Source organism: Neisseria weixii (assembly GCF_002327085.1).
Classification (GTDB): domain Bacteria; phylum Pseudomonadota; class Gammaproteobacteria; order Burkholderiales; family Neisseriaceae; genus Neisseria; species Neisseria weixii.
The window spans coordinates 1622040-1648624 of the sequence record NZ_CP023429.1; the positions used below are offsets into that span (position 1 = coordinate 1622040).

Genomic DNA, 26585 nt, shown 5'->3' on the forward strand with positions numbered 1-26585 from the left:
GTCTGAACGTATGTTTGCGGCAAAGCATTTTCAGACGGCCTGATACCAAATATTGATCCTTCGGCTCAAGATTCTTTCGTTTATTTCAATTCCAGCGTATCCGGCAGCCATTGAGCTTCAAATATTTGCAAAATCTGCTGTGCGGTCGGGTCGGCATCCAATAAATCCTGTGCCTGCTGCCGCCCTTCTCGCTGCAAACGCTGGCGCAGCATAATCGGCGTTTCCCAGCCTTTGCCGTCTTGCCAGGGCTGGGTTTGCAGCTTCAGCGGCAAATGATAAGCTGCGGCCAACACGTTTTGGATTTTGTCCAAACGCTCTTTGTTGGCGGTAGCTTTGGCTTCGCTGGTGAGCGACAAACTCATCAAATGCGTATCGGGGTTGTAATCCACCCAAGCAGCATGCTGCGCCAACATTTGCGCGGCACCAAGTTTTTTCGCAAAACGTTGCACCAGCAACGCCCAATTTTCCGGCTCGAAATCAGGCAAGGCCACAAATTTCGGCTCGTCTTCTTCCTCGTCATCGGCTTCAGGGCTTTCATCCGCAATCGGCGGCACAGGCGGCATATCAGCCTCTGCGGCAAAATCATAGGAATCTTCGCCGAAATAAGGCGGCGGTATATCTTCTTCATCGGTTTCAGACGGCCTGTCTGATTGATCAAACGCCGTCTGAATTTGTGTCGGCTGTTGAACAGAATTGCTTTCAGTCTCAATAACTTGCGGATTAACTTCTGCCACAACCGCAGACGGTTCATCAGAAACCGGGGCCGTCTGAAGCAACTCGGTTTCTACCGCTTCATTTGCCGGCTGCTCTTCCCAAGGCAGAATATCTTTTGCTTGCGGTTCATTTTCAGAAGCCACGGCGGCAGCGGTAGAGGCCGTCTGAACATCAGGTTGATTTTCAGACGGCGTCGGAATCGTCAGCGGCTTTTTTGCGGTGGCTTCCTTATATTCCACCTCCTTCAATTGCGTGTGTTCAACCACATCATTTACACCGTGCGCTTGAGCGGCCAAAGGTGCAAACGCCAGCATGCGCAGCAAGGTCATCACAAATCCGGCGTATTCGTCGGGCGCCAAACTCAAATCCTGCTTGCCATGAATCGCGCATTGGTAATATAGCTGGATCTGCTCACCGCTCATGGCTTGACTCAATTGCAGCAAGGCTTCGCGCTCGGGATCATCGTTGGCCACGGCAGACGGCACAGCTTGAATCAGCGCCAAACGTTGCAACAGCATTGCCAGTTCGCTCAATGCGCTGTCAAAACCAATCGCACGGTCGGCCATTTCTTGCGCTTTGTTCAGCAAAGCTTGACCGTTTTGATTAACCACGCTATGCAGCAATTCATACAGATAGCGTTTATCAACCGCACCAATCATCTGGCGCACATCATATTCGGCCACTTTTCCCGAACCCATCGCAATGGCCTGATCAAGCAAACTCAAGGCATCACGCATCGAGCCTGCCGCCGCCCTACCCAACAATTGTAAGGCAGTGACCTCATAAGGAATATTTTCACTGTCCAACACATGCGCCAAATGTTCGGCCACCTGCTGCGTGGTCATGTTGCGCAAGACAAACTGCAAGCAGCGGCTCAATACCGTAATCGGCACTTTATGCGGGTCGGTGGTTGCTAAAATGAATTTCACATGCTCGGGCGGCTCTTCCAGCGTTTTCAGCATAGCGTTAAACGCGCTTTTCGACAGCATGTGCACTTCGTCGATAATATAGACTTTGTATTTACCGGCAGTCGGCGCATATTGCGCGTTTTCCAATACTTCGCGGATATTGTCGATACCGGTATTGGAGGCGGCATCGATTTCCAGCAAATCGACATAACGGCCGGCATCGATTTGGGTGCAGCTTTGGCACACACCACACGGCTCACCGTGATCGGCATGCTCGCAGTTAAGGCTTTTGGCCAAAATACGCGCAATGGTGGTTTTGCCGACGCCGCGCGTACCGGTCAGGAGATAGGCATGGTGCAGACGGCCTTCGTCCAAAGCGTTGCGCAATGCTTTGACAACGTGTTCTTGGCCGACTAAATCGGCAAATGTTTTCGGACGCCATTTACGGGCAAGCACTTGATAAGCCATGTCTTTTCTCTGCTTCATGATAACCAGGCCGTCTGAACGCCATATTCTTTCAGACGGCCTATTGAAAGATGGTGCATTTTAACATTTTTGACGCATAAACGTACAAATGCATTGTTTGCTGCCATAAGCAAAACCACTTTGTCACAACAACAAAGTGGTTTTAACATAAACCGGATTATAAACCGGCAGCACCGACGGCATTGGCAATGTCGCGAACGGCCGTGACATACATACGGCTGTTGTTGTATTTCCAAACGCTGTAGAAATTATTCAAGCCCAAATAATATTCGTATACGCCCGGGCTGGTTTCCAAACGGTACAACACCGCTTTTTCATGGTCGGCAACCGGCGTTTGCGGCATCACACCCAAAGCTTTGAAATCGGCTACAGTGCGGGTAAGCGCGGTTTTCTCATCGATGATTGCCTGCAAATGCGGCGTGAGGTTCAAGTGCACAGGCACCACCATTTTACCGCCGGTTTGCCAACCATGTTGTTTCATGTAATTGGCAACCGAAGCGGCGACATCGCCGATGTTGCTCCAAATATCGCGACGACCGTCACCATCATAATCCACCGCCCATTTACGGAAACTTGACGGCATAAACTGTGGCATACCCATCGCACCGGCATAGCTGCCTTTAAAACTGAATACATCGCGGTTTTCTTCTTTCGCCATCAACAGCAATTCGCTCAATTCATTTTGGAAAAACTCAGCGCGGCGCGGATAATCAAACGCCAACGTGCTCAAGGCATCGGCTACGCGGAAGCTGCCGGTATTGCGGCCGTAATTGGTTTCAATCCCGATAATCGCCACAATCAACTCAGCCGGTACGCCGTATTTGCGCGCCACATCGTCAATCACCGCGCGGTTGTCGGCATAAAATTGGCGGCCGTTATTGAATTTAGCTGCTCCCGAATTGCCGGTGAGGAATTCATACCATGGTCGTGATGTGCCCGGACGATACATAATATTGATGATATTGCCTTTATACACCGCGCCGTCAAAGAAGTTTTGCAATTCGGCTGCACTCAAGCGCCCTTTAGCGGCTTCGTAACGGATAAAATTCTGCACATTAGGATTGGCATTGAAACCGCTGCTCGCCACTGATTCAGCCGCCACGTCAAAAGTCGGACGCTTTTCGGTTTGCTGAATCGGTTTTAATGGTTGCCCATCGCGGGTAATGCTGGGTTTGTTAGACGTGCTGCAAGCAGCCAATACCGCGACAACGGCAACAGAGAGGAATACAAAAGACTTTTTCATGAGGTATCCGTGAATGTGAGAAAGGGATTGAGTGTAACAAAATTAAACGTTTAGATAAACCCTTTGAGTTGAAGCGGGAAACATCTGGATTCATATAGCGGATTAACTTAACTTTCGCTACGGCGTTGCGGCGCCTTGCCGTACTACTTGTACTGTCTTCGACTTGCTGCCTAGTATCGAAAATTAATAAATCCGCTATATCAGGCCGTCTGAAAAATAATGCTTGAAAAGTTTATCAGTACCTATAAAAATAAACAAAAGGCCGTCTGAATTTCAGACGGCCTTTTTAATCGATCACGATTTGTCAATCATTATTCGGCAGCAGGAACCACCACAACATTGATTTTCGCAACGGCGTCAGTGTGCAGAGCCACTTCAACTTCGTATTCGCCAACAGCTTTTAATGGGCCTTCAGGCAAACGTACGTTGGCTTTAACAGCTTCAACGCCTGAAGCAACGATGGCTTCAGCAATGTCGGCATTGGTTACAGAACCGAACAGACGGCCGTCAACACCGGCTTTTTGCGCGATGGTCACAGTTTGGCCGTCCAATTTTTCTTGACGTGCTTTAGCATCAGCTAGGATTTCGGCTTGTTTGGCTTCCAATTCGGCACGACGTACTTCGAATTCTTTCATGTTGGCTTCGGTAGCACGCTTGGCTTTACCGCTTGGAATCAGGAAGTTACGGGCATAACCGTTTTTCACGGTCACGATGTCGCCCAGATTACCCAAGCCGCCGATTTTTTCTAACAGAATAATTTGCATGTTCTAAGCTCCAATTATTTGTGTTGATCGGTGTAAGGCAACAGAGCCAGGAAACGTGCGCGTTTCACAGCAACCGCCAATTGGCGTTGGTAGTGTGCTTTAGTACCGGTGATGCGGGCAGGGATGATTTTGCCGTTTTCAGAAATGAAGTCTTTCAACAAGTCAACTTGTTTGTAATCAACTTCTTGGATTTTTTCAGCCGTGAAACGGCAGAATTTTCTACGTTTGAATGATTGACGAGCCATTGTCGTTTAACCTTTATATTCTTTAATGTTCTGTATGCGGAGTATCGGTCGGGGAAGTGTTGGCTGCGTTGCGCTAAAAAGCCTTCTGCTTCAACCATCATATCTTGCCGATACTGCCATTCCTCAGCGTGCTTACCCAAAATCCGTGCGGGCATTTCGAATTTGACCAGACACTGTTGTCCGTTTTCTTCCTGCCATGATTCGTGCTTGAGCACAATATCCAATACAGGAATGCCTGCCGGCGTATACCTCAGCGTGCCGATTTCGGCGAGCCGGGCGGTAAGGTGGATAAGATTATTCAATCTTATTCGGCTGCTGCAACTTCTTCAGCCGCACCGTTCAGCAAGTTTTTGGTTTTCTCGCCGCCCATCATTACAGATGGCTCGGTAACAGCGTTTTTGGTTTTGATGGTCAGATGACGCAATACGGCATCATTGAAGCGGAAAGCGGTTTCCAGCTCAGCCACAACTTCAGGTGTGGTCTCTACGTTCATCAAAACATAGTGTGCTTTGTGGATTTTGTTGATTGGGTAAGCCAATTGGCGGCGACCCCAATCTTCCAAACGGTGGATGGTACCGTTGGCTTCGGTAATCATGGCTTTGTAACGTTCAACCATCGCAGGCACTTGCTCGCTTTGATCAGGATGAACGATAAACACGATCTCGTAATGACGCATGTTATCTCCTTATGGATTCATAAACAGCCTTCTACCATGCGAAAAGTAAAAGGCAAGGGTTGGAAAACGTTTGATTATAACGTTTATGAATTGAGTACACAAGCTATTGATGGTTTTAAATGTTGAGCCGTGGCGGATTTGTATCATTTCAAAATGATGTAAGAGTTTGTAACATTTTCTTAAATTTGTCATGAAGTTGTAATACTTGCTAGATAAACTGGCCGCGTTATCCAAACAACCTTCCTAACAAGGACGCCTAAAATGAAAAAATCTGCTTTCGTGGTAAGTATCGCAACTGTTTTGGCATTGGCTGCTTGCGGCGGCGAATCTAAAGCGCCTGAAGCACCTAAAGCCGGTGTGGCGGCAACGACAAATGAAGCGCCCAAAGCGGCTGACGGACAGCAGCAGCCGGTGGGCTTGGATGTAACCGGTGCCGGTGCGTCATTCCCGCAACCTGTTTATGTGCAATGGGCGAATGCTTTCCAACAGGCAAGCGGCAACCGCATCAACTACCAATCAATCGGTTCTTCCGGCGGTGTGAAACAGATTACTGCGAAAACCGTTGATTTCGGCGCCAGCGACTCGCCTTTGGATGTGAAAAACTGGAGCAGGAAGGCTTGGTTCAATTCCCTACTGTGATCGGCGGCGTGGTGCCTGTAGTGAATGTCGAAGGCGTGGCAGCCGGCCAATTGAAATTGACCGGTGAAGTATTGGCGGAAATCTGCTTGGGTACCATCACCAAATGGAATGACCCAAAAATCCAAGAATTAAACGCCGATGTAAAACTGCCTGATGCCAACATTACCACTGTGTTCCGTTCAGACGGTTCCGGCACCAGCTTCATTTTCACCACTTACTTGAGCCAAGTATCCGCAGGCTGGAAAGACCAAGTCGGCGCGGCCAATACCGTGAAATGGCCAACTGCTGCCAGCGGCGTGGCCGGTAAAGGCAACGAAGACGTGGCCAACTATGTATCACGAGTGGCCAATTCTATCGGTTATGTGGAGTACGCTTATGCGAAACAAAACAATATGTCGCACATTCAATTGAAAAACGCGGCCGGTAATTTCGTGCAGCCTTCTCAAGAAACTTTCGCTGCCGCTTCCAAAGTGGATTGGAAGAGCGTAAAAGGCTTCAGCTTGGTCTTGACCAACCAGCCTGACGCCAACGTATGGCCTTTGGCTGCGGCTACTTTTATCTTGATGCACAAAAAAAATGCTGACGCGGCAAAAGCGAAAGCAGCCTTGGCATTCTTTGATTGGGCCTACACCAGCGGTGACGAAGCGGCTCAAAAACTGGATTATGTGCCTTTACCTGCCGAAGTGAAAGACTTGGTACGTCAAGAATGGGCCAATATCCAAGATGAAAACGGTCAGGCGGTTTTCACTAAATAATGTATGAATCAGGCCGTCTGAAAACAAAAATGTACTCTTCAAACGATACATTTTTTCAGACGGCCTCTTTACATCACGCTCTGCGTATCCGGCCTCATCAAATCTATAAAAGGCACACTCATGCAAACCTCTTCCGCACAGAAACTCAAACGCCAGCAGCAGCTTGATGCGCTGTTTGTCGGCTCGACGCGTTTTTTGCCATACTGGTTTTGGCCAGCTTGGGCGGCATTTTGTTCTCGCTGATTTTAGGCGCGATGCCGAGCATTGAAAAATTCGGTTTCGGCTTTTTTACTTCTTCCAACTGGGATGCGGTGGCCAGCAAATACGGTGCACTGGCACCGATTTACGGCACAATTGTGACATCCGGCCTGGCCTTGCTGATTGCTGTTCCGGTGAGCTTCGGCATTGCTGTGTTTTTAACCGAACTATGTCCGGTTTGGTTGCGAAAGCCTTTGGGCATTTGCGTGGAATTATTGGCCGGCATTCCTTCGATTATTTACGGTATGTGGGGTTTGTTTGTGTTCGCGCCCTTCTTTGCCGAACACTTCCAGCCGTTTTTTATTAAATATTTAGGCGCGATTCCGGTGATTGGTTCGCTGTTTCAAGGCGCACCGATGGGCATCGGTATCTTTACCGCTTCGCTGATTTTGGCGATTATGATTATTCCGTTTATTGCCTCGGTGATGCGTGATGTGTTTGAAATCACGCCGCAACCTTTGAAAGAAGCGGCTTACGGCTTGGGCAGCACGCAATGGGAAGTCATCCGCAACGTGGTTCTGCCCTACACCAAAGCCGGCGTTATCGGTGGCATTATCTTAGGCTTGGGCCGCGCTTTGGGCGAAACCATGGCAGTAACGTTCGTGATCGGCAATACCTTCAACATCAGCCCGAGCCTGTTCAATTCCGGTGTATCGATTACCTCCGCGCTGGCGAACGAATTTGCCGAAGCGGTTGGCCCGCTGCACTTATCATCACTGCTCTACTTGGGCTTGATTCTGTTCTTCATCACTTTTGTGGTGCTGTGTTTCGCCAAAATCTTATTGCTCAGAATGCAGCAATCCGAAGGGAAAAAATCATGAGCAACAGCATTTACCGACGACGCTTGTGGCAAAACCGCTTTTATCTGGCCGTGGCCTACATCACCATGGTATTTGGCTTGTTTTGGCTGGCGTGGATTTTCTACACTTTATTGAGCAACGGCTTCAGCGGTTTATCAAGCACGCTGTTTACGCTCGACACGCCGCCGCCGGACATGGAGGGCGGTCTGCGCAACGCCATTTTGGGCAGCTTTATGATTACCCTGTTCGGCCTGTTGGTCGGCACACCCATCGGTCTGATGTGCGGCATTTACTTGGCGGAATTCGGGCAAAACAGCAAATTAGCCCAAGCCACGCGCTTTATGAACGATATTTTATTGTCGGCGCCGCCGATTGTGATCGGTTTGTTTATCTATGAATTGGTGGTCGTGAAACAAGGCCACTTTTCCGGCTGGGCTGGCTCATTGGCCTTATCGCTGTTGGTCATTCCGGTCGTGGTACGCACCACGGAAAACATGCTGAAATTGGTACCGAACAGCCTGCGCGAAGCCGCCTTTGCGCTGGGCGCGCCAAAATGGAAACTGGTGACAATGGTGACCTTGAAATCCGCCAAAGCAGGCGTGTTGACCGGCATCATCCTGGCCTTTGCCCGCATTACCGGCGAAACTGCCCCGCTGCTGTTTACCACGATGAACAACCAGTTTTTCAGCACCAACATGAATCAGCCGATTGCCAACCTGCCGAATGTGATTTACCAGTTTGCCATGAGCCCGTATGAAGACTGGCACCAACTGGCTTGGGCTGCCGCACTGCTGATCGCTGTTACCGTATTAATCGCCAATATTTTGGCACGATACCTTGGCAAACACGATACCTTGGCAAACAAGCCAAATAAGGAAACCTCATGAACGCCAAAATCGTTACAAAAGACTTTAACTGGGGCTGTGTACTAGATAACTAGAATAAATTCTGCTTTACTAATTGTTTTAAAATAGAACAAGAGACTTTATCTCACTGTGGTTAAAACGCCATTCACATTCCTTCAAATACAGCTCAAAATGCTCTTTGGAATGCCGTTAAACTTACGTAAGCGGCGTTTTGCCTGATTCTAAAAGTTCTCAATCCCGTTGATGTGATTTTGCCGATCAGCAAAGTGTGTATTGTAATTGATGCGAAAGTGGCTAAACTCACATCAAGTACGTCATAGCTTTTGTAACAATCAGTGTAAACAATACTGTCAGGCTTTACTTGCTCACGTATTACCGGCAATAAAGTGGCAGTTTGTGTATTGGGCACAGCAACGGTGCAAACCTTGCCGTTGCGCTTCAGAAGCCCGAATACAGCGACTTTGCCGGCTGCACCGCGACTACGTTTGCCTTTGCGCTGTCCGCCAAAACAGCTTTCATCAACTTCTACTCCGCCATCAGACATTTCCGGATGCGGGCTGTTATGGAAAATCAGTACGCGCAAACGATGAAAGCAATAGGTTGCCGTGTTTTTATTAACACCGGCTAATTGAGCTGCAGTACGGGCAGTAACACCCGCAATAAACAGTTCAATCAGTTTGTTTTGCTTGTACTGGCTTAAACGGCTTCTTCTCATAGGGATTATTCTAACTTGAAATTAGATTTCCCTAGTTATCTAGTACAGCCCCTTAACTTTTATTATGGTCCATTCCACGCATTAAAAAACATCAATCTGGAAATCCCTGAAAAACAAGTCACCGCGTTTATCGGTCCGTCAGGTTGCGGCAAATCGACCTTGCTGCGCGCCTTAAACCGCATGCACGACCTGTATCCCGGCAACCGCGGTGAAGGCGAAGTCCTGCTCGACTGCAGCAATATTTTTGATAAAAATGTTGACCTGAATCTGCTGCGCGCCAAAGTCGGCATGGTATTCCAAAAGCCGACACCGTTTCCGATGTCGATTTACGATAACATCGCTTTCGGCGTAAAACTGTATGAAAAACTCAGTCGCAGCGAATTGGACGGCCGTGTAGAATGGGCATTAAACAAATCGGCTTTGTGGGGCGAAGTCAAAGACAAACTCAAGCAAAGCGGCAATTCGTTATCCGGCGGCCAGCAGCAGCGTTTGTGCATTGCCCGCGATCGCCACCAAGCCCGAAGTCTTGCTGCTGGATGAGCCGACTTCCGCGCTCGATCCGATTTCGACCGCTTATATTGAAGAATTGGTAACCGAATTAAAACACGATTACACCATCGCCATCGTGACCCACAATATGCAGTAGGCCGCACGTGTGTCCGACATCACGGCGTATATGTATTTGGGTAGGCTGGTTGAAGTGGGCGACACCAAAACCATCTTCACCAAACCGGGCAAAAAAGAAACCGAAGACTATATCACCGGTAAATTCGGTTAAGTTTGAATTGCTTAGTCCTAATAGGCGTCTGCAACCAAAGCAATGACCTTTCAGACGGCCTGATGAAAATCCTGTTGCGTATTGTGTGTCAAACCGATTGTCAGGCTGTCTGAAAATCAAACGCAACCCAACAAAGAGAGAACAACATGTCCGTCTATATCCTGATTGTAGAAGACGAGCCGGCCATTGCCACCTTGATTCGTTTCAACCTCGAAGCGGCCGGTTACCGCGTAGCCACCGCCGAGCGCGTGAGCGAGGCTGAAAAGCTTTTGAAAAACGAATTGCCCGATCTTATCTTGATGGACTATATGCTGCCCGATGTATCCGGCGTCGAATACATCCAACAGTTACGCGCCCAAACCCGCACGCAAAACTTACCCATCATCATGCTCACCGCCCGTAGCGAAGAGAGCGACAAAGAGCTGGGCTTGAATATCGGCGCCGACGACTACATCACCAAACCTTTCTCACCGCGCGAACTCATCGCCCGCATCAACGCTCTGCTGCGCCGTATGGCACCGCAAAAAAGCAAACAGGTTTTAGAAATTTTCGGCATCCGCCTGGATGCGGAAAACCGCAAAGTCAATACCACCGAAGGCATTGAATTGCAACTTAACCCAAGCGAATTCAAAATCTTGCATTTTTTCATGGCACACCCCAACCGCCTCTACAGCCGCAGCCAACTGCTCGACATGATTTGGGGCGACCACGTCTTCATCGAAGAACGCACCGTTGACGTGCACATCCGCCGTTTGCGTCAAGGCTTGGAAAAAGCCCAGCTCGCCCATTTAGTGCAAACCGTCCGCGGCGGCTACCGTTTCGGCAACAACAATGAATAATCTCGTTTACCTGATTCCTTCCATTTTGGGCATTTTGTTTGCCGCAGCCGCCGGACTGACCTTTTGGGGCATGTCCGGCGCGTTTGTTGCCGCCTTTGCCACGCTCAGCTTGATCAGTTTGCTGCACATCCGCCAGATGTACAAATTGCTCGGCTGGCTGAAAAACCCCGAGCCGGAATCGATTCCTTTTGCCAACGGTATTTGGGACGAAGTATTTTCCACCCTGCTCAAGCAAAGCCGCAACCGCCGCAAGCAAAAGCGCAAACTTAAAAACGCATTGATGCGTTTCAACCGCGCTGCCGAAGCCCTGCCTACCGGTGTGATGATTTTGGATAAAGAAATGCGCATCGAATGGCAAAACCGCCTTTCCGCCACTCATTTCAATCTCAACCGCGAACGCGTCCGCAACGGCATTTTAGCTCAACCTCATCCGCCTGCCCGAGTTTCATGCCTTTATGGAGCAAACCGAGCAAACACAAATCCGTTTGACCGTGCCGCAAAATCACCCGATTCCGCGCACGCTGCTGGTGACGCGCTGTCCGTTTGAAAAAAACACCCAAATGCTCATCAGCCAAGACATCAGCACCGTCGAGCACGTGCAAGCCAGCCACACCAGCTTTGTTGCCAACGTATCGCACGAATTACGCACGCCGTTAACCGTCATCAACGGCTTTTTGGAAACCATGCGCGATATGCCCGATATTCCCGATGAACAGCGCCGGCAATTCATCAGCCTGATGCAAAAAGAAGGCAGCCGCATGCTCGATTTGCTCAACGACTTGCTCACCCTGTCAAGGCGGCAAAGTACAAATCAGCCTCAAACCGGAAGGCGAGCGCCACGCCCGCTTCAGCGTCAGCGACACCGACCCCGGCATCGCCCCGAACACATCCCGCGTCTGACCGAGCGCTTTTACCGCGTCGACAACAGCCGATCACGCCAAAGCGGCGGTACCGGCTTAGGTCTCGCCATCGCCAAACATGCCTTGGCCGCGCATGACACCAAAATCGAAGTGGAAAGTGAATTAAGCAAAGGCAGCACGTTTTCCGTACTGTTTGAATTGGCATCTGGAATTCCCACTGGAATTAAATTGTAGATTTGCATAAACCAAAGGCCGTCTGAAATATTTTCAGACGGCCTTTGGTTTATGCAAATGACTGAGCCACATGCAAATCAACTATTTGCTTTTTTATGACAAATCAAACGATTGAATTAAGTTTACATGCAAACGCGTGTCCACATTGCCACGCACCGCATTAGAATACGGGCAAACCTCATGCGCTTTTTCAATCAGTTTACGCGCATCGGCTTCACTTAAGCCTTTTACCGTGATGGTGATGTCCAAATCCAAGCCGAATGCACCACCGGTTTTTTGGCCGATGCCCACCGCCACCGTGGTCGAAGACTGCTCCGGCTTCAGGCCTAAAGTCGGGGCAACGTGGTTCATCGCGCTGTCAAAGCAAGCCGCATAACCCATGGCGAACAATTGTTCGGGATTGGTACCGGTTTTGCCGCTTTCGTTTTGAAAACCGACCAAGTCAAAACCGATTGAACCGTCATCAACCTGAGTATGCCCGTCGCGTCCGCCGGTGGCTGTGGCTGAAGTGTGGTAGAAAATTTTCATGTTACATTCCTTTCAATTTAATAATCAACAGTAAAATTAAAACTTAAATTACATTCTTTTCGACAGATAAAGCGGCTCGCCCAGTTTTTCCAGAAAATCCAACTCTTGCTCTAACCAAGACAAATGCTCTTCTTCGTCTGCCAAAATTTCTTCAATCAAGATGCGCGTGGTGGCATCGTGCTCGCTGCTTGCTGTTTCTGCCCATTGATTTAAACCGATACGGGCATTTTTTGCAGCTCATAATCATTTTCCAGTGCCTCGCGCAGATTAGTGCCAATGTTGGGATGTTTGATGGTAAAACGGATTTGGCCGCCCAAATCAAGTAAGCGGTTTTGTAGCTTAATGATTGTTTCCGGCTCATCAGCAATTTTGCTTTCCATCTCAGTCGCCAGCAAACTTGCCCCTTCCGCAGCGATTACCGCCACATGGCTGCGGTGTTGAATGCTTGCCGACCAATAAACCGCCAACATCTCATTTAATAAATCGTGAATTTTATTCATTTTCTTGCTCCAAGCTTAAACAGTGAAAACATTATATCCAAAAATTATATTGTTTGCAATATAATTTTATAAAATTTTTTAATCCGACAGACGAACACTCATCAAAATTCCAATACTGCTATTCAACTAAACCCTAAACCACACAGTCCAAGTTGACTCGGATCTTACTGCCCGACAGAAAAATCGGACAGCCCGATTATCTATGTAACAACAAAGCCGTTTTTAAGCAATAGGCCGTTGTTAAATTTAAATGAAGGGAATAATTTAATAGTGTTGCCCTATTATATTTGAGGCCGTCTGAAACAAACTATGTTTCAGACGGCCTTTTAGCCTGATTATTCAATCAAAGCATTAATCAATTGGCGGCGTGTAGCTGCCCGCGGCAATCGCATCTTTGATACGCTCGGCTTCCTGCTGCACTTGCGCCAGCAATTTTTTCACGTTCTCCAGCGTGGCAATCGGGCTGAGCAAGGTCATTTTCAATGATTGCACATCGCCGACCTTGGTTACGCCGATATTGGCCTCACCACGTGCAAACAATTCGTCTGCCACATTTTGATTCAAGCTGTCGATATGTCCGGCGGGATAACCTTGCGGATTTAAGCGGAATAAAATCGAAGCAAACTGCGACGCGTTCGTCATTTCCAAGCCGTCAGTGGCGTTGATATATTGCTCGACTTCTTTTGCCAGCTTAATGCCATGGTCGATAATCGAACCGTACAGTGTTTCCCCTAAGGCTTCGATGGTGAGCCATAATTTCAACGCATCGAAGCGGCGTGTGGTTTGCAGTGATTTCGACACCAGATTCGGCACACCGTGTTCGGCATCGTAAGCGGAATTCAGATATTCGGCTTCATAATGAATGAAGCGGAAATCTGCTTCGTTTTTTAACAAAAACGCACCGCAGGAAATGCTTTGGAAAAAGTGCTTGTGAAAATCGAGCGTTACCGAATCGGCCAATTCAATGCCGTCAATCATGTGGCGGAACTCATTGGAAAGCAGCAGCGCACCGCCCCATGCGGCGTCGATATGCACCCACGCATCGTAGCGGTCGGCTTCAGCCCGCACGGCTTTCAAATCGTCAATCGCACCGGCATCGGTAGTGCCGGCAGTAGCCACCACGCAGGCAATGATTTTGCCCTCGTCTGCCAAACGGTCGAGCGTTTTTGCCAATGCTGCGGTGTCGATTTGGCCGTAGCAGTTGGCCGGTACGGTCACCACCGACTGGAAGCCCATGCCCATCATCGCCATGTTTTTCTGCACCGAAAAATGCGCGTTTTCCGAGCAGACCACTTTCACTTTTTGCAGCGCATCAGGCGGCAGACCGTCGCGTTGAACGCTCCATTCAAGGCCGTCTGAAGTTTTCCAGTGCTTGGCAATACAGGCATCGCGCGCCAACAATACGCCCATCAGATTGGACTGCGTACCGCCGGAGGTAAACACGCCTGCCGTGCCTTTACCGTAGCCGAGCTTTTGGCGCAGCCAGTCGATCATTTGTACTTCCATCAATGAAGCTGCCGGGCTTTGATCCCATGAGTCCATCGATTGGTTGGTGGCGTTAATCAACACTTCCGCCGCTTGGCCGGCGACTAAGGTCGGACAATGCAAATGCGCCAAAGAATGCGGATGATGCACTTTTAAACTGTTGTTTAAAAAAAGCTCTACTGCGCGTTGCAAGGCATCATTCAAGCCTAAACCGTTTTCAGACGGCCTGAACGATATTTTTTCACGCAATTGGCGAATGCTGCCGCCGGTGTACATTTTGTCTTCGTTCAACCACGCTGCCACCGCTTGCACCGCATCATTCATCGCCGCCTGATAATCGGCGACTGATTGCGGGTGATTGCAAAGCAATGTGCGTTGGTGTTGTGCAAAATCCGCCATTACACGCCCCGCACTTTCTTCAGCGCATCAGCCAATGATTGGCGGAAGCGGCGCAAAAATTCTTCGCTCTCTTCGCGGCTGATAATCAGCGGTGCCAATATGCGCACGACTGTGCCGTTGCGGCCGCCGCGTTCCAGTAATAATTTATTGGCAAAGCAGGATTTTTGGATTTCCGCCGCCAATTCGCTATCGGCCGGCAGCGAACCCATGTGGTCGGCAGGCAGACGTTCATCGACAATTTCAATGCCGATCATCAGGCCGCGACCGCGCACGTTGCCGATACAGGGAAATTCCTGTGCCATTTTTTTCAATTCGGCTTGAATGAAATCGCCTTGCGTTTGCGCGTTTTGCGCCAAGTTTTGCGACTTCATCACCTCCAGCGAGGCATAACCGGCGGCCATGGCCAATTGGCTGCCGCGGAAGGTGCCGGTGTGCCCGGCCGGCTGCCACGCATCGAATTCTTTTTTAATCGCCAACACGGCCAACGGCAGGCCGGCACCGACAGCTTTCGACATCACCACTACATCCGGTTCAATTTCGGCATGTTGGAAGGCAAACATTTTGCCCGAACGGCAGAAACCGGCCTGCACTTCGTCCACAATCATCAGAATGCCGTGTTTGGCGGTGACTTCACGGATTTTTTTCAGCCATTTGGCCGGTGCCGCCACCACGCCGCCTTCACCTTGAATCGCCTCCAGAATCACCGCAGCCGGTTTCACCACGCCGCTTTCCGCATCTTCGATGAAGTTTTCAAAATGATAAGTCAGCGCATCGACACCGGCTTCACCGCCAATGCCCAGCGGGCAACGGTATTCATGCGGATACGGCAGGAACTGTACGCCCGGCATCAGGTTTTGCACCGCATTTTTCGCACTTAAATTGCCGGTCAAGGCCAACGATCCTTGGGTCATGCCGTGGTAGCCGCCGGAAAAGCTGATGACATTGCCGCGACCGGTGAAGGTTTTGGCCAGTTTGACTGCTGCTTCCGTAGCATCTGCACCGGTCGGACCGCAAAATTGCAGGCGGTAATTTTCTTTGCCGCCGGGAAAATGCGCCAGCAAGGCTTCGGAAAACGCATCTTTCAACGGCGTGGTGATGTCCAGGGTATGTAAGGGCAAACCGCTGGCTAACGTATCTTGAATGCTTTGAATCACAGCAGGGTGATTGTGGCCCAAGGCTAGGGTTCCGGCGCCGGCCAAGCAATCTAAATAATCATGACCCTCAACATCAGTCACCCAACAACCGCATGCTTTGGCAATCGCCAACGGCAATTTGCGCGGATAGCTGCGGACATTGGATTCCATCTCGTTTTGACGGGTTAAGTAATGCTCATTGCTGGCATGGGGAATAGGATTTACAGGCGTAACGCTCATATCTGATTACCATCTCGGATAAGGGTTATCGGGCAGGAAAGATAAAAATGCCCTAAAGAACAGGTTTTACCATATGATAAAACCCCCACAATGGGTGCTGACAGCAACAAGCTGCACACCCCATGCAGTACGCGGTCTCGAATAGTAGGTTGCCGATTATGACCATGGGTTGAAGCGGCAGGTACTAAAAACAAAAAACGCCCGGAATCGGCAAAACCGACCCGTAGCGTACTGGCAAGTGGGCGCAATGATACACCTTTTTTGGAAAAATGAAAGTGTTTTTTAGTATTTACTCCAACTTTTACTGAAGCACCATGTTTACGCCTTTTTGCTGCGGCTGAAAACGAACCACAGAAAGCAACGATACCAACGCAACGGAAATACCCGTCATTTCCATGCCTTCTTCAAATGTCACCAAAAGTTGATAATAAGCATTTTCGCTGTAACGGAAGCTCCACAAGCCGGGAAGTATTTCCATACCCAATGCCCCCCGCAAGAAAAATCACACCCCGGCAATAATGCCGCGTGCTGCTTTGACAGGCAGACGACGGATAAATTTAAGCAAAGACAAACCAATCAGTGTGCTCACAACCAAACCCGGCACCACCCACAAAAAATAGGCATAACCAGGCATGCTTTCTTGCGTAGAACCCATTACCCATTGACTCAATATCGCCATGCTTTCATGAATTTGGGCAATTTCATCTAACGGAAGCTGCCGCAGCGAACCAACGCCAGAAACATACCGTCTCGACGCAAAACCCGATCGCCTCTACCAAAAAAAGCAATCAATGCCGATGCCGCCACAACACAAAACCGTTGTACCGAGTGGTAAAACCTGATCAACATTGACACCGGAAAAACGATGCAGCCTAAACACCAGCTTGCCTCTAAATCCTGCCCTCCATCTGCAGGTGCAATCATCTGCAAAGAGAAGCTCAACATGCAAACTAAAATATTGATGCTGCAAAACACTCATAAACACGGTCAAGCAATTTGCTTTCCCGCTCTCGGCTAATGGTTGTCTATTATTTAAGTTCCCAATTCCCAAATTCACCGACAACCGTATAGCAGGATGATTACCGGTTTATCCACTTTTTTTATGCTTCATCACCACAAACTAATGTCTGGCCACTGCGGTTTATCTACTTTATGAATATGCAACAAACCGCCGACAAATTTTGCCGGCGGTTTGGCTGTGTCAATTACAGACTAACCTCAACAAAAATAGTTCAGTCATCCAAAAAATAAATTGTTTCAGACGGCCTTTTCACAACATTCATGACTGGTTATAATTATTTTATGCGAATGGTTCGCATTTTAAACTAGACAGGAGAAATCATGACTACCCGTACCGAACACGACACCATGGGCGATGTTGAAGTGCCGTCTGAAGCCTATTGGGGCGCGCAAACCCAACGCAGCCGCAACAATTTCAAAATCGGCGGCGAAACCCTGCCCCAGCCGTTAATCCACGCCATGGCCTTGGTCAAAAAAGCCGCCGCCGCAACCAACGTATCCTTAGGCCGCATCAAAGCCGAGCAAGGCGATTTGATTACACAGGCGGCTGATGATGTGTTAAACGGCAAACTCGACGGCCAATTCCCGCTGGTGGTGTGGCAGACCGGCTCGGGCACACAATCCAATATGAATATGAACGAAGTCATTGCCAACCGCGCCAACGAAATTGCGGGCAGCGGTTTGGCGGCGTATCAGCCTGTCCACCCCAACGACCACGTCAATCACGCGCAATCGACCAACGACAGCTTCCCCACCGCGATTCACGTTGCCGCCGCCATCGAAATCAACCGCCTGCTGATTCCGGCAGTGAAAGCCCTGCGCGACACGCTCGATGCCAAAGCCAAAGCGTTTGAACCGATTGTCAAAATCGGCCGCACCCACTTACAGGATGCCACACCGCTGACATTGGGTCAGGAATTTTCCGGTTACGTCTCCCAACTCGACCACGGCTTAGGCCGTCTGAACGATGCCTTGAAAGGACTTTATGAATTGCCTTTGGGCGGCACCGCCGTCGGCACCGGTTTGAACAGCCATCCCGAATACGCCGAAAAATCAGCCGCCAAACTCGCCGAATTATCCGGCTTGCCGTTTGTCACCGCCCCAAACAAATTTGAAGCATTGGCCGGACGCGATGCTGCCGTGTACGCTTCAGGTGCATTGAAAACTTTGGCCGCAAGCTTAAACAAAATCGCCAACGACATCCGCTGGCTGGCTTCCGGCCCGCGCTGCGGCCTGGGCGAAATCAAAATTCCGGAAAACGAGCCGGGTTCATCCATCATGCCGGGCAAAGTCAACCCAACCCAATGCGAAGCACTGACCATGGTGTGCTGCCAAGTATTCGGCAACGACGTGACCATCGGCATGGCAGGCGCATCGGGTAATTTTGAATTGAACGTGTACATGCCCGTCATCGGCTACAACCTGCTGCAATCCATCCGCCTGCTGGGCGATGCCTGCAACAGCTTCAACGGACATTGCGCCGTCGGCATCGAGCCGGTACCGGAAAAAACCGACTATTTCCTGCACCACTCACTGATGCTGGTTACCGCTTTAAACCGTAAAATCGGCTACGAAAATGCCGCCAAAGTCGCCAAAACCGCATATAAAAACGACAGCTCCCTGCGCGAAACCGCCATCAGTCTGGGCTTATTGAGCGGCGCAGAATTTGACGAACTGGTGGTACCTGCCGATATGGTGCATCCGCGTTAAAAAGTTTGAAATCAGGTTTTAAACACAGTAAAAGGCCGTCTGAAACAACTTTCAGACGGCCTGAGGCTTTTCTTTTAGGCAACCTTACGCCGCTTGGCGGTGATAATGTCTTAAGGCATGCTCTTTACGCCGACCGCTGCTGAAGGCTGACACACGCTTGAGATAACCGATGACGCGTGTGCCGTAATCGATATCGTGCGAACCGCAGTTACTGCAGGCATGTAAGGTGCGCTTGTCGATGTGGCCGCATTCGTTGCAAATGGTGATGCGCACATTGACGCAGAAATAGTTGCAGCCGGTTTGCGCGGCGATGTCGAGCAGCGAACGGTAACCGCTTTTCGGCAAGGCTTCGTCCAAATTCAAATGCAGCGCTGAGCCGCCGTCGAGCCAACCGGCCATTTCTTTGCCGTGCAGCAAGAATTTGTCCAGCGCGTTGATTTCTTCGTCCTCCACCACATAAAAATACGAGTTGTAGCAATCCCGGCTTACTTGATAGCCGTCGGCTTTATCCCATTTGGCGTTTTTCACACCGAGGTTTTCCGCCGGCACGAATTCGGTGTTGAACTTCACGCCGTAATGTTTGGTGGCGGCCTGGTTGGCCTCGAAAATGGTTTTCAGACGGCCTTGCACAAACGCGACATATTCTTCGTTGTAACCGACTTTAATGCCGTGAAATTCCGCCGCTTCAGCCATGCCGTTGATGCCGATGGTGAGAAACTGCTTGTCCAGCGTGATAAAACCTGCGTCGTACACCGGCAACATGCCGGCAGCTTGATACTCTTCCATCAATTTGCGGCAGGCGTATTGATATTGGTGGATTTTCGCCACTTCCGCCGCCAAATCGCGTCCGTCTTGTTCCAAGCGGTTCATATTGATGGTGATGACGTTAATCGAACCGGTCGCCACACCGCCCGCGCCCAAGGTGTAGGAGAAGGTGCGGTCTTCGATGGCGTTACGCAAACGGCAGCACGAAGCCAGTGAATCAGGATTGTCGGACAGATACACGAAAAACGAGTTGCCTTCAGCCAATTCCTGCGCCATTTCATCGGCAAACTGCATGTCTTTGCACTTACCTTCACCGGTGAGCATGGCGGCGGTGATGACCGGAAACGTCAACACGGCTTTGGTACGCTCTTGATTAAACCATTTCAGGAAAAAGTTTTGCAGCTTGGCCACACTGTGCCAATCGGGTTTGCTGAAATCAGGGAAGACAAAATCGCCGAACATGGCTTCAAAATAATATCGGTCATACACCGAAATATTCCAAAACACACTCTGATAACCGCGCGCGGCCGCCGGCTGGTTAATGCTGTACACCACCTGCTGCAGGTGATTGGCCACTTCATCGGCGTGGGTTTCCAAATAATCCCCGCCAAAGTCGCGGCGGGCGAAATGGTCGAAATAAGTCAGAAATTCCACTGTCGCCACCGCCCCGGCAAATTGTGCGCTGATGGCAAACACCAGATTCACGAAAGACCCGCAAAACGAAGCCAAGTGCTTGGGGGCTTTCGATTCGCCGCCGAGCCTGGTCAAACCGTCGAGCAAAAACGGATACAGCGTCACCGATACGCAATATGGTTTCAAGCTGGTTTCGTCATGCACATAAATTTCGTGCGCCTCGATTTGACGGATGTATTCATCGGCTGCCCCCTGCCCGAACAATTCGGCAATCTTGCGCGACACCTGACTGCGGTTAATCTGCACGAAAAAATCTTTCATCAATTCCGCTTCCATCGTGGCGATGTTTTTCTGCGTAACATTAGCATTGGCATCCATTTTCGAGCCGTCGGCCGCATTGGCCGCGTGAATATAGTCATGCATAAAATTAAGTTTGCCGTTTAACTGTTCGGGATGCAGCCGAATCATGTTGTTCTCCTAGTAAGGTTGGTTAATAAGCAGCAGCGGTCAGGCCGTTTGAAAAAAATCAGGTTGTGCAGGTGTGATGGCGAACGTTTTTTGCGGATGGTCTTTGACAAACCAATGATTCAGCGTTTCGCCTGTGCGCAAATCCGTGAACCGTTGATTGGTCGTCGGGCTGTCGAGCCCGCCCAATTCCATTACCCATCGGCCGGTTTTCAAATAATCCAAATGCCCAATCAGGCCGTCTGAAACGGCTTCCCATTCCGCGCGCTCCAAACCGGTATACAGGCAGGTTTTCAATCCGGCGGATTGTGCAAGCTTCAAAAGCGGCAGCAATGCTTCAGGCTGCCATTCACCGCCCATAAACAGCACGCAGCTAATCAAGCCTTGATAGCGTTTCAGACGGCCTGCCAGATATTCGGCGGTTAGAGCCTTACCCAAACCTGCTTTCCAACTGTCGGCACTGTGACAGCCCGGGCAACGCAGCGGGCAACCGGCAATCAGAAACGCCAATGAAGTTTCATTCGGCACTTCCTGCCAGACAATGTGTTCGGCAGTAAACGTGAGCGCTTGCATATCAAATGATTGGATACTATATTTTGTACAGATTAAATCATATTAATACTAAATATGGTATTTTTAAGTTTAAATCTGATTTCTGTTTAACATAGAAAAATTTTATAAATATGATTTATCCTAACTAATTAATATAAAAATTAATATAAAAAAGAGCCGTCTGAAACTATGGTTTCAGACGGCCTTTGATCCGCTTTCAGATTAATGTTCCAAACTGTCGGTATTCACATGAACCGTGACTTCGGTTTTATCTTCCGGCAGCACCAAGTTCAAAATTACCGCCATGATACCGCCAGCGGAAATCGAGTTTTGAAACAACACCGGCAGGGTTTTAAACACTTCGGGCTCAAACGCGACGCCCAAACCGATGCCCACCGAAGTAGCCGCAATCACTGCTTCGCGACGCCGGATGCCGTTGCTCACCAAAATACGCACACCGGCAATCGCAATCAGACCAAACATCAACACCATCGCACCGCCCAATACCGGACTCGGAATCGTAGTAAACGCGCGGCCAATCACGGGAAACAATCCCAGCAAAATCAAAATCGCGGCAATATATTTCCCGACATGGCGCGAAGCTACGCCGGTCATTTGAATCACACCGTTATTTTGCGCAAACGTGGTCAGCGGCAACGAACCCAATGCGGTTGCAATCACTGACACCAAACCATCGGCCAACACACCGCCGCGCAGGCGCTCGGTGTATTCAGGGCCTTCAATCGGTTTGTCTGACACCATCGCCGTGGCCGTCAAATCGCCCACTGCCTCAAACACGCTCAACAAATAAATCGCACCGGCCACGATAAAAGCGTGCCAATCGAAAGCAAAACCATATTTGAACGGCACCGGAATGGTAATCAGCGGCAGGTTTTGCAATGCCGAAAAGTCCACCTTGCCCAAAAACAGCGCCACGATATAACCCACAATCAAACCCACGGCAATGCCGCTCATGCGCAACAGCGGGTTTTTCATACAATTGAACAGCAACACGATAAACAACACCAGCGATGCCAAGCCTAGATTTTCCATCGATCCGAATGTTCCGTCAGCCTTCGCACCGAAGCCGCCGCCGAAATCGGTAATGCCGACGTGAATCAGGCTCAAGCCAATCAACATCACCACCACGCCGCTTACCGTCGGCGTAATCACTTTCTTCAGATAAGGCAGCAACCACGCGGAAAAACACACCAAAAACGCACCGACAAACGACACACCCAACAGCGTCGAAATCATTGCGTTTTCATCCATGCCACCTTCTTTCATACCCGTGCCTAAAGCAATCATGACGGTCACAAACGAAAAGTTTACCGACTGGATCGACAACATGCCCGAGCCAACCGGCCCGAAGCGGTTCACCTGTAAATAAGTGCCGATGCCGGAAGCCACCATCGCCATCGACACCAAATAAGCGGTCATTTCCACCGGCAGATTCAACGCACCGCCAACAATCAGCGCAGGCGTAATCATCGGCACAAAAATCGCCAATAAGTGCGTAATGGCACTCAAAAGCCCATTCATAAAAGGCGGTTTGTCTTCCAAACCATACACCAAATCAGGCGATTGAGCCTGCTTGTCCGTGTTGTGCACCATACCCATCCTTTAAGGTTAGTAATAAACAGATAAATTTTGTAAGGGCAAAATTGTATACAATCTTAATCATTTGGGCAATTTTTCAGACGGCCTGCAAAGCGTAACCGCATGTAGTCACAACACTGGCTAAATAACTGGCTCCATTTGATTTATGATATATCAATATTGTGCAATTAATTGTTTAAGAGAATATCGGTGTTTCCGGCCATCACGAAACAGACTGACCTATATATAGGATAAGGAACACAAGCCGAGACCCTGTTAGTTTCAGACGGCCCCAATGCGTTTTGAAGATTTAACACTTTTTAGCCTTGACATGAAAAAGGTCAAACACAATAAGCAATTATCTGTTTTTAATAAACTTATTCCCTAAAACACCCCTAACACTCCAATCAACCACACGACCGTCTGTTTAAGCAGTGTTTCACACCAACAACAAAGTAAGCTACAATCGCCGACATAACCGACCTCATCATTATCGAAATAAAGGTTTCATTATGCTAAAAGGTAGCTTGGTTGCCCTGATTACCCCGATGAATCAAGACGGCAGCATTAATTTCGAACACCTGAAAAGCCTGATTGACTGGCACATCGACAACGGCACCGACGGCATCGTCGCAGTCGGCACCACCGGCGAGAGCGCAACTTTAGATGTTGCCGAACATTTGGCTGTGATTGAAACCACGGTCAAACACGTCAACAAGCGCGTGCCTGTGATTGCCGGCACCGGCGCCAACAACACCGTCGAAGCCATCGCTTTGTCGAAAGCCGCAGAAAAAGTCGGCGCCGATTACAGCTTGTCTGTGGTTCCTTATTACAACAAACCTTCGCAAGAAGGCATCTACCAACATTTCAAAGCGATTGCCGAAGCCACCTCTATTCCGATGATTGTGTACAACGTACCGGGCCGTACCGTGGTGAGCATGAACAACGAAACCATTCTGCGTTTGGCCGAAATACCGAATATTGTCGGCGTGAAAGAAGCCAGCGGCGACATCGGCCGTGATATCGAGCTGATTAACAACGCCCCGGAAGGCTTCACCGTATTGTCGGGCGACGACCCGACCGGCATGGCCTTTATGCTTTCAGGTGGCCACGGGTGATTACCGTCGCAGCTAACGTTGCACCGAAACTATTTGCCGATATGTGCCGCGCCTCATTGGCCGGCGACATTGCGGCGGCACGTCAACTCAATAACCAACTGATTCCAATCTACAACACCATGTTCTGCGAACCCAGCCCTGCCGCCCCGAAATGGGCCGCCGCAGCATTGGGCAAATGCGAAGCGCATGTGCGCCTGCCTTTGGTCGCCCTGACCGAAGACGGCCAAGCCAAAGTACGCCGCGCATTGGAAGCAGCCAAACTGATTTAACCTCAACAGGAAACCGAGATGACTTACCTCAAACCGATAGCCGTGGCTATCGCCCTGATTAGCCTGACCGCCTGCTCTAGCGGCAAAAAAGAACAACCTAAGCTGGATTACCAAAGCCAAACACGTAAAATCGTGAACTTGGAAGTACCGCCTGATTTGACCAATCCGGATCAAGGCAATTTGTACAACCTGCCTGCGGGCAATGGTGCCGTGCGCGCGACCGAGCTCGACAACCGTCGTAACCGCACTCAAGCTACACAGCAACCGGCCAACCAAGCCGTGTTGCAATCGGTAAAAGGAGTAAGCTTAGAGCGCGACGGCAGACAACGCTGGGTAGTAGTTGACGGCAAACAGCCTGCTGAATTGTGGCCGTTACTGAAAGCTTTCTGGCAAGAAAACGGTTTCGACATCAAATCTGAAGAACCGGCTATCGGCCAAATGGAAACCGAATGGGCGGAAAACCGCGCCAAAATCCCGCAAGATACCTTGCGACGCTTGTTTGAAAAAGTCGGCTTAGGGGGTGTTTACTCAACCAGCGAGCGCGATAAATTCATCATCCGTGTTGAAAAAGGCAAAAACGGCACTACCGATGTCTTCTTCGCCCACAAAGGTATGGAAGAAGTGTATGGTGACAAAAACAAAGACACCACCATGTGGCAGCCTCGCCCGAACGATCCCAACTTAGAAGCCGCCTTCTTGGCACGCTTCATGCAATATCTGGGCATGGACGAAAAACAGGCTGAAAACGCCTTGGGTCAAAGCGTTGCGCCTTCCGCCAATACCGGTGACTTGGCCAAAGTAGAAGGCCAAACCGTGCTGGTCAGCGGCGACTACGAACGCAACTGGCGCCGTACTGCGCTGGCACTGGATCGCATCGGCCTGACCGTATTGGGTCAAAACGCTGAGCGTCACGCTTTCTTGGTACAACAAGCGCCGACCGAAAGCGAGGCTGTGAATAACCAAAAACCGGGGATGTTCAGCCGCTGGTTTGGCAAAGGCAAAAAAACCGAAACCCAACAAGTGCAACGACCTGAACTGATTGTTTACATTGAACCGGTTAACAACGGTGCACGCATCAGCCTGCTGAATAAAGACGGCAGCAGCTACAAAGGCAGCGACGCTTCCACTCTGATTGGTCGCCTGCATTCGGAATTGCGTTAATCCGGCAATCCAAACACATCAAACCACTTTTGACTTTGACGTTCAAAAGCGGTTTTTTATATGGGTAAGGCCGGCTGAAAAATAATAGTTTCAGACGGCCTTCTCTATCCGCTATAGCGGATTAACTTAACTTTCGCTACGGCGTTACTGCGTCTTGCCGTACTACTTGTACTGTCTTCGGCTTGCTGCCTTGTATCGAAAATTGATGAAATACCGCTATATAATACGGCATTTCATTCTGCAGCAAAAGCAAACCGGCTCATGAACCAACGCAAAACCTACCTACTCTGCATCGTCTTTTTTACCCTGCTTTTTATGGCCTTGGTGCTGCTGGGCAGCTATCTGCTTTCCATCGGCAGCAAACAGTTTGCCGTGACCGCATTCTTATTCGCATTTGCCGCCATCTTCGGCCAAATCGCCAGCTTGGCACTTTATCTGCGTTTAAAAGCCAAGATGCAATATATGCAGATGCAGGCACAAGACAATCAAGGAACACCCCATGTTTGACAAAATCGTTTTGGCCAGCGGCAACGTCGGCAAACTCAAAGAATTTTCCCGCCTGTTTGCCGAACAAAATATCGATATCCTGCCACAATCGCAATTCAATACGCCCGAATGCCCGGAGCCATATTCTACCTTCGTTGAAAACGCGCTGGCCAAAGCCCGCCATGCCGCCAAGCATAGCGGTTTGCCTGCTTTGGCCGACGACAGTGGCATTTGCGCCAATGCTTTAGGTGGCGCACCGGGTGTGTTGTCTGCCCGCTATGCCGGATCAGACCCCAAATCGGACACCGCCAACAACGCCAAACTTTCCGCCGACTTAGCCGATCAAGCCGACCAAAGCTGCTATTACGTCTGCGTATTGGTCTTGGTACGCCACGAGCATGATCCGCAGCCGATTATCGCCGAAGGCATTTGGCGCGGCCAATGGCAGCAACAAGCCGCCGGCAGCAACGGTTTCGGCTACGACCCGCATTTTTTTCTGCCCGAACACGGCTGCACTGCCGCCGAACTCGCACCTGAAGTCAAAAACGCCGTCAGCCACCGCGGACAGGCTTTGCAGGAATTGCTCGACAAAATCCACGCCGAGATGTGAATCGCTAAAAAAGCCGTCTGAACGTTTCAGACGGCCTACAAACCTTTCTCTCTGAAGTCTTATCAAACAAAGGAATAATGATGTCAATTTTAACTAGGTATCCTTTATTAATCAGTATTTTTCTATTTTCTC

At 49.8% G+C, this 26585-nt stretch carries 23 protein-coding genes and 6 pseudogenes; 12 read left to right on the forward strand and 17 right to left on the reverse strand.

Annotated features, from left to right (window positions below):
- Nucleotides 1-80 precede the first annotated feature (80 nt).
- The 6 genes and pseudogenes from dnaX to rpsF form a co-directional block, all read right to left on the reverse strand.
- Entirely contained in the window at nt 81-2090 is a 2010-nt protein-coding gene (dnaX, locus tag CGZ65_RS08205) for a DNA polymerase III subunit gamma/tau (protein ID WP_096296145.1), read from the reverse strand.
- A gap of 175 nt (nt 2091-2265) precedes the next feature.
- Entirely contained in the window at nt 2266-3351 is a 1086-nt protein-coding gene (gene mltB, locus CGZ65_RS08210) for a lytic murein transglycosylase B (RefSeq protein ID WP_096295497.1), read from the reverse strand.
- Between the two features lie 311 nt (nt 3352-3662).
- Nucleotides 3663-4115, reverse strand: coding sequence for a 50S ribosomal protein L9 (gene rplI, locus CGZ65_RS08215; RefSeq protein WP_096295498.1), 453 nt, complete (start codon nt 4113-4115; stop codon nt 3663-3665).
- 14 nt (nt 4116-4129) lie between these two features.
- The gene (gene rpsR, locus CGZ65_RS08220; RefSeq protein WP_054599043.1) at nt 4130-4360 is read right to left on the reverse strand and encodes a 30S ribosomal protein S18; all 231 of its coding nucleotides are present in this window, start codon (nt 4358-4360) and stop codon (nt 4130-4132) included.
- A gap of 6 nt (nt 4361-4366) precedes the next feature.
- A pseudogene (gene priB / locus CGZ65_RS08225) lies at nt 4367-4668 on the reverse strand (primosomal replication protein N).
- Nucleotides 4665-5036, reverse strand: a complete 372-nt coding sequence (gene rpsF, locus CGZ65_RS08230) for a 30S ribosomal protein S6 (protein WP_095502627.1) — start codon at nt 5034-5036, stop codon at nt 4665-4667. Before rpsF ends, priB begins: the two are co-directional and overlap by 4 nt.
- Before the next feature lie 261 nt (nt 5037-5297).
- Between rpsF and pstS the strand changes: the two are divergent.
- From pstS to pstA, 3 genes and pseudogenes are all read left to right on the forward strand, one after another.
- Nucleotides 5298-6430: pseudogene (pstS, locus tag CGZ65_RS08235) on the forward strand (phosphate ABC transporter substrate-binding protein PstS).
- Nucleotides 6431-6550: 120 nt separating this feature from the next.
- Nucleotides 6551-7509 (forward strand): annotated as a pseudogene (gene pstC / locus CGZ65_RS08240) (phosphate ABC transporter permease subunit PstC).
- Nucleotides 7506-8375: a phosphate ABC transporter permease PstA gene (gene pstA, locus CGZ65_RS08245; protein ID WP_096295499.1), complete on the forward strand. Its 870-nt coding sequence runs from the start codon at nt 7506-7508 to the stop codon at nt 8373-8375. The pseudogene pstC and the gene pstA overlap by 4 nt, the downstream one beginning before the upstream one ends.
- Nucleotides 8376-8424: 49 nt before the next feature.
- Here the strand turns inward: pstA and CGZ65_RS08250 are convergent.
- Nucleotides 8425-9069: pseudogene (locus CGZ65_RS08250) on the reverse strand (IS1595 family transposase).
- Between the two features lie 15 nt (nt 9070-9084).
- Here CGZ65_RS08250 and pstB point away from each other — a divergent pair.
- The 4 genes and pseudogenes from pstB (at nt 9085) to CGZ65_RS13395 (ending at nt 11780) form a co-directional block, all read left to right on the forward strand.
- A pseudogene (gene pstB, locus CGZ65_RS08255) lies at nt 9085-9847 on the forward strand (phosphate ABC transporter ATP-binding protein PstB).
- 146 nt (nt 9848-9993) lie between these two features.
- Nucleotides 9994-10686, forward strand: a complete 693-nt coding sequence (gene phoB / locus CGZ65_RS08260; protein WP_096295500.1) for a phosphate regulon transcriptional regulator PhoB — start codon at nt 9994-9996, stop codon at nt 10684-10686.
- Nucleotides 10679-11233 carry a DUF3329 domain-containing protein gene (locus CGZ65_RS08265; RefSeq protein ID WP_096296146.1) on the forward strand — a complete coding sequence of 185 codons (555 nt, stop codon included), beginning with the start codon at nt 10679-10681 and terminating at the stop codon, nt 11231-11233. Before phoB ends, CGZ65_RS08265 begins: the two co-directional genes overlap by 8 nt.
- Nucleotides 11142-11780 carry a histidine kinase dimerization/phospho-acceptor domain-containing protein gene (locus CGZ65_RS13395; RefSeq protein WP_096295501.1) on the forward strand — a complete coding sequence of 213 codons (639 nt, stop codon included), beginning with the start codon at nt 11142-11144 and terminating at the stop codon, nt 11778-11780. Before CGZ65_RS08265 ends, CGZ65_RS13395 begins: the two co-directional genes overlap by 92 nt.
- A 93-nt stretch (nt 11781-11873) precedes the next feature.
- Here the strand turns inward: CGZ65_RS13395 and CGZ65_RS08275 are convergent, their stop codons facing one another.
- The 7 genes from CGZ65_RS08275 to CGZ65_RS12905 all read right to left on the reverse strand — a co-directional run bounded on the left by CGZ65_RS08275 (nt 11874) and on the right by CGZ65_RS12905 (nt 16735).
- The gene (locus tag CGZ65_RS08275) at nt 11874-12308 is read right to left on the reverse strand and encodes an organic hydroperoxide resistance protein (RefSeq protein ID WP_096295502.1); all 435 of its coding nucleotides are present in this window, start codon (nt 12306-12308) and stop codon (nt 11874-11876) included.
- A 48-nt stretch (nt 12309-12356) separates the two neighbouring features.
- Nucleotides 12357-12467 (reverse strand): ferritin family protein, encoded by a 111-nt coding sequence (locus CGZ65_RS14690; protein ID WP_269768595.1) that lies wholly within the window; start codon nt 12465-12467, stop codon nt 12357-12359.
- A gap of 50 nt (nt 12468-12517) precedes the next feature.
- Complete coding sequence (locus CGZ65_RS14695; RefSeq protein ID WP_198345262.1) at nt 12518-12808, reverse strand: ferritin-like domain-containing protein; 291 nt, start codon at nt 12806-12808, stop codon at nt 12518-12520.
- A 351-nt stretch (nt 12809-13159) separates the two neighbouring features.
- On the reverse strand, nt 13160-14692 hold the full coding sequence (locus CGZ65_RS08285; RefSeq protein ID WP_096295503.1) for a pyridoxal phosphate-dependent decarboxylase family protein: 1533 nt from the start codon (nt 14690-14692) through the stop codon (nt 13160-13162).
- Complete coding sequence (locus CGZ65_RS08290) at nt 14692-16065, reverse strand: diaminobutyrate--2-oxoglutarate transaminase (protein ID WP_096295504.1); 1374 nt, start codon at nt 16063-16065, stop codon at nt 14692-14694. The genes CGZ65_RS08285 and CGZ65_RS08290 overlap by 1 nt, the downstream gene beginning before the upstream one ends.
- A gap of 301 nt (nt 16066-16366) precedes the next feature.
- The gene (locus tag CGZ65_RS12900) at nt 16367-16543 is read right to left on the reverse strand and encodes a hypothetical protein (RefSeq protein WP_157742754.1); all 177 of its coding nucleotides are present in this window, start codon (nt 16541-16543) and stop codon (nt 16367-16369) included.
- A gap of 24 nt (nt 16544-16567) precedes the next feature.
- Entirely contained in the window at nt 16568-16735 is a 168-nt protein-coding gene (locus CGZ65_RS12905) for a hypothetical protein (RefSeq protein WP_157742755.1), read from the reverse strand.
- Nucleotides 16736-17406: 671 nt separating this feature from the next.
- Here CGZ65_RS12905 and fumC point away from each other — a divergent pair.
- The gene (gene fumC, locus CGZ65_RS08295; protein ID WP_096295505.1) at nt 17407-18795 is read left to right on the forward strand and encodes a class II fumarate hydratase; all 1389 of its coding nucleotides are present in this window, start codon (nt 17407-17409) and stop codon (nt 18793-18795) included.
- A gap of 84 nt (nt 18796-18879) precedes the next feature.
- Here fumC and nrdD read toward each other — a convergent pair whose 3' ends face one another.
- From nrdD to CGZ65_RS08310, 3 genes are all read right to left on the reverse strand, one after another.
- Entirely contained in the window at nt 18880-20661 is a 1782-nt protein-coding gene (nrdD, locus tag CGZ65_RS08300; RefSeq protein ID WP_096295506.1) for an anaerobic ribonucleoside-triphosphate reductase, read from the reverse strand.
- Nucleotides 20662-20700: 39 nt separating this feature from the next.
- Nucleotides 20701-21231 carry an anaerobic ribonucleoside-triphosphate reductase activating protein gene (gene nrdG / locus CGZ65_RS08305; RefSeq protein WP_096295507.1) on the reverse strand — a complete coding sequence of 177 codons (531 nt, stop codon included), beginning with the start codon at nt 21229-21231 and terminating at the stop codon, nt 20701-20703.
- 201 nt (nt 21232-21432) lie between these two features.
- The gene (locus tag CGZ65_RS08310; RefSeq protein ID WP_096295508.1) at nt 21433-22824 is read right to left on the reverse strand and encodes a nucleobase:cation symporter-2 family protein; all 1392 of its coding nucleotides are present in this window, start codon (nt 22822-22824) and stop codon (nt 21433-21435) included.
- 497 nt (nt 22825-23321) lie between these two features.
- Between CGZ65_RS08310 and dapA the strand changes: the two are divergent.
- From dapA to rdgB, 4 genes and pseudogenes are all read left to right on the forward strand, one after another.
- A pseudogene (gene dapA / locus CGZ65_RS08315) lies at nt 23322-24196 on the forward strand (4-hydroxy-tetrahydrodipicolinate synthase).
- 18 nt (nt 24197-24214) lie between these two features.
- A complete protein-coding gene (gene bamC, locus CGZ65_RS08320; RefSeq protein ID WP_096295509.1) occupies nt 24215-25357 on the forward strand; it encodes an outer membrane protein assembly factor BamC in 1143 nt (380 codons plus the stop codon).
- Between the two features lie 261 nt (nt 25358-25618).
- Nucleotides 25619-25864: an NGO_0222 family membrane protein gene (locus CGZ65_RS08325; RefSeq protein ID WP_096295510.1), complete on the forward strand. Its 246-nt coding sequence runs from the start codon at nt 25619-25621 to the stop codon at nt 25862-25864.
- Entirely contained in the window at nt 25857-26453 is a 597-nt protein-coding gene (rdgB, locus tag CGZ65_RS08330; RefSeq protein ID WP_096295511.1) for an RdgB/HAM1 family non-canonical purine NTP pyrophosphatase, read from the forward strand. Before CGZ65_RS08325 ends, rdgB begins: the two co-directional genes overlap by 8 nt.
- Nucleotides 26454-26585: the final 132 nt, after the last annotated feature.